Source organism: Pseudomonas sp. NPDC087814 (assembly GCF_044742865.1).
In the GTDB taxonomy this organism is placed as follows: domain Bacteria; phylum Pseudomonadota; class Gammaproteobacteria; order Pseudomonadales; family Pseudomonadaceae; genus Aquipseudomonas.
Genome location: NZ_JBIUVK010000101.1, coordinates 1 through 3,791, shown reverse-complemented (window position 1 = coordinate 3,791; position 3,791 = coordinate 1). Strand labels below are relative to the sequence as shown.

Below are 3,791 nucleotides of genomic sequence, written 5' to 3'. Positions count from 1 at the left end.
CGGAGCCGCCGATTTAGTCGCAAGCTTCTGCTGCTGCTTCCGGGGTGTCTACTGCGTAACCCTTGGATACTGGCAGGCCGTATTCAGCGAACAGCTGCTTACCCTGATACTCGTGAAGATTCATGCTTATTACCGTCTTCGTTAGGTACTGCGCATTCGGCGCTGCGCTCTTTATTGAGTGCCGCGCCACCTGTGACTGCTGCTTGCACAGTCAAACCACCAAAGGCCTGAACCCTGGGTGGTGAAACTGCGCAAGACTGCGTCCAGCGGATATTCCGCGGTGAGTCTTGCGCACAAGGCTCACGACGGGCAACCGCCGTGGTTTCTTATTATCTCGCTTAGCGCTTCTTCTTGTTGGCGATGTGGATGGCATGGCCATTCACTGCCAACGCGGCTTCGTGCAGCGCTTCGGACAGGGTCGGATGGGAGAAAACCATCATGCCGATGTCTTCGGCGCTGGTGCCGAATTCCATACCGATTGCGCCTTGCTGAACCAGTTCTGCTGCGCCTGGGCCAATCACGTGGACGCCCAATACGCGGTCAGTCTTGGCATCAGCGATGACTTTGACAAAACCACCGGTGTCGTTGGCTGCCCTGGCACGGCCAGACGCGGCAAACGGGACGGTGCCGACGTTAACTTCAACGCCTTCAGCTTTCAACTGCTGTTCGTTCTTGCCGACCCATGCAATTTCCGGGTGGGTGTAGATAACAGACGGGATCAGGTCGTAGTTCATCTGGGTCTTGTGACCCTTGATGCGCTCGACAACCATGATGCCTTCTTCGGAAGCCTTGTGCGCCAGCATCATGCCGCGAACCACGTCGCCAATGGCGTAGACGCCCGGCACGGTGGTAGCGCAGTGATCGTCAACGTGGATGAAACCACGCTCGTCGATGTTCACGCCGCTGTCGGAAGCCAGCAGGTCAGTGGTCACCGGACGGCGACCAACGGCTACGATCAGCTTGTCGAAAGTGATGGTCTGTTCGCCATCCTTGTCGGTGTAGGTCACGACAACTTCTTCGCCGTTAACCTTGGAACCGGTAACACGAGCGCCCAGCTTGATGTCCAGACCTTGTTTGGTCAGGGTTTTCAGCGCTTCTTTGGACACTGCGGTGTCGGCAGCCAGCAGGAACGTGTCCAGGGCTTCCAGCACGGTCACTTCGGAACCCAGGCGGGACCAGACCGAACCCAGTTCCAGGCCGATCACGCCAGCGCCGATCACGCCCAGACGTTTTGGAACCGCTTGGAATTCCAGGGCGCCGGTCGAATCAACGATCACGTTCTGGTCGACCGGAGCCGGTGGAATGTCGATTGGACGCGAACCTGGAGCCAGGATCACGTTCTCGGCTTCGATGATTTCGGTCGAACCGTCAGGCTTGGTGATTTCAACTTTCTTGCCGGCCAGCAGTTTGCCGTGGCCTTGCAGGGAAGTAACGCCGTTGGCCTTGAACAGGGTAGCAACGCCGGAAGTCAGGCCTTTAACGATGTTGGCCTTGCGGCCGACCATCGCTGGCACGTCCATGGTCACGCCAGCGTGGTTGATGCCGTGGATGGCAAAACCGTCTTGCGCTTCGTGGAATTTCCAGGAGCTGTCCAGCAGCGCCTTGGAAGGAATGCAGCCAACGTTCAGGCAAGTACCGCCCAGCGCCAGTTTGCCTTCCTTGTCGGTGTATTTTTCGATGCAAGCAGTCGAGAGGCCCAGTTGTGCGGCCTTGATGGCGGCAACGTAGCCGCCAGGGCCTGCGCCAATCACTACAACGTCAAATTTCTGCGACATGAAAAAAAATCCTCTTTAGCTAAAAGCTTCAAGCCGTGAGCCGCACTCCGGCCTGCCTCGCGGCAGACCGGGTGGTACGGCGCACCGCCGCTTTATCAGATATCCAGCAGCAGACGAGCCGGGTCTTCCAGCAGGTTCTTGATGGTCACCAGGAAAGTCACGGCTTCTTTACCATCGATCAGGCGGTGATCGTACGACAGCGCCAGGTACATCATCGGGCGGATAACCACTTGGCCGTTGATCGCCATAGGACGCTGCAGAATGTTGTGCATGCCCAGGATCGCAGCTTGTGGCGGGTTGACGATCGGAGTCGACATCATCGAACCGAAAGTACCACCGTTGGTGATGGTGAAGGTACCACCGGTCATCTCGTCGATGGTCAGTTTGCCGTCACGGGCCTTCTTGCCGAAGTTGGCGATGCCGCCTTCGATTTCAGCCAGGCTCATCAGCTCGGCGTTACGCAGAACCGGTACCACCAGGCCACGGTCGCTGGAGACGGCAACGCCGACGTCAGCATAACCGTGGTAAACGATGTCGCCGCCGTCGATGGAAGCGTTGACTGCCGGGAAGCGTTTCAGCGCTTCGGTGGCCGCTTTCACGAAGAACGACATGAAGCCCAGGCGTACGCCGTTGTGGGACTTCTCGAACAGGTCCTTGTACTTCGAACGCAGGGCCATGACTTCGGTCATGTCGACTTCGTTGAAAGTAGTCAGCATCGCCATGTTCGACTGTGCTTCAACCAGGCGCTTGGCCACGGTGGCACGCACGCGGGTCATCGGTACGCGCTTCTCGGTGCGGTCGCCAGCGGCGAACACAGGAGCAGCGGCAGCCGGGGCAGCAGCCTTGGCAGGCGCAGCAGCTGGAGCGTTTTTCTTGGCTTCAACGGCGGCAACCACGTCTTCCTTGGTCACACGGCCATCTTTGCCGGTGCCCTTGATGGACGCCAGGTTGATGCCGTTTTCGTCAGCCAGCTGACGCGCAGCCGGTGCAGCGATTGGATCTTCGCCACCCGCAGCCGGTGCAGCAGCTGGAGCTGCGGCAGCAGCCGGTGCCGCAGCGGCGGCAGGAGCAGGAGCAGCGGCAGCGGCAGCAGCACCGCCCTCTTCGATCGAGCCCAGTACCTGGTTCGACAGGACGGTAGCGCCTTCTTCGGCAACGATTGCGCCCAGCACGCCGTCAGCTTCAGCCAACACTTCGAGCACGACCTTGTCGGTTTCGATGTCGACGATCAGGTCGTCACGCTTGACGGCCTCGCCTGGTTTCTTGTGCCAGGTGGCAACGGTGCCATCGGCAACCGATTCCGGGAATGACGGGGCTTTGATTTCGATAGCCATTATCTGTGGGTCCTTAAAATTCGGTTTCAGTCAGCGCGAAGGCGTTAAACAGTGAAAGCATCTTGCAGCAGTTTTTCCTGCTGTTCGGCGTGCATCGACGCATAACCACACGCAGGTGCAGCAGAAGCATCACGACCGGCGTACTCCAGGCCCAGTGCCTGTTTGTGATTGCCGATGCTGCGACGCAGATGATGCTGGCTGCTGTACCACGCGCCCTGGTTCATCGGTTCTTCCTGACACCACACCACATTGGTGAGGTTGGTGTAAGGCGCGATGGCCTCCATCAGGTCGTCTTCCGGGAACGGGTAAAGCTGCTCGATCCGCACGATGGCGATGTCTTCGCGGCCTTCGGCACGGCGTTTTTCCAGCAAATCGTAGTAAACCTTGCCGCTGCACAGGATCAGGCGAGTGACCTTGGCCGCGTCGAGGGTATCGATTTCTGAAATAACGGTCTGGAACGAACCATCCGCCAGATCTTCCAGGGTCGAGATGGCCAATTTATGACGCAGCAGCGATTTCGGCGTCAGCACTACCAGCGGCTTGCGCAGCGGGCGGATCACCTGGCGACGCAGCAAGTGGTAGATCTGGGCCGGGGTAGTCGGCACGCACACCTGGATGTTGTGCTCGGCGCACAATTGCAGGTAACGCTCCTGACGGGCCGAGGAGTGCTCCGGACCCTGAC

At 59.0% G+C, this 3,791-nt stretch carries 2 protein-coding genes and 2 pseudogenes; all 4 read right to left on the bottom strand.

Features of this window, described 5'->3' with window-relative positions:
- Positions 1–16 precede the first annotated feature (16 nt).
- Positions 17–124 (bottom strand): annotated as a pseudogene (locus ACIOMR_RS30790) (hypothetical protein); the annotation flags it as partial.
- 214 nt (positions 125–338) lie between these two features.
- Positions 339–1,775: a dihydrolipoyl dehydrogenase gene (lpdA, locus tag ACIOMR_RS30785; RefSeq protein ID WP_401198191.1), complete on the bottom strand. Its 1,437-nt coding sequence runs from the start codon at positions 1,773–1,775 to the stop codon at positions 339–341.
- A gap of 95 nt (positions 1,776–1,870) precedes the next feature.
- Positions 1,871–3,109 carry a 2-oxoglutarate dehydrogenase complex dihydrolipoyllysine-residue succinyltransferase gene (gene odhB / locus ACIOMR_RS30780; protein ID WP_401198188.1) on the bottom strand — a complete coding sequence of 413 codons (1,239 nt, stop codon included), beginning with the start codon at positions 3,107–3,109 and terminating at the stop codon, positions 1,871–1,873.
- Positions 3,110–3,153: 44 nt separating this feature from the next.
- Positions 3,154–3,791: pseudogene (locus ACIOMR_RS30775) on the bottom strand (2-oxoglutarate dehydrogenase E1 component); the annotation flags it as partial.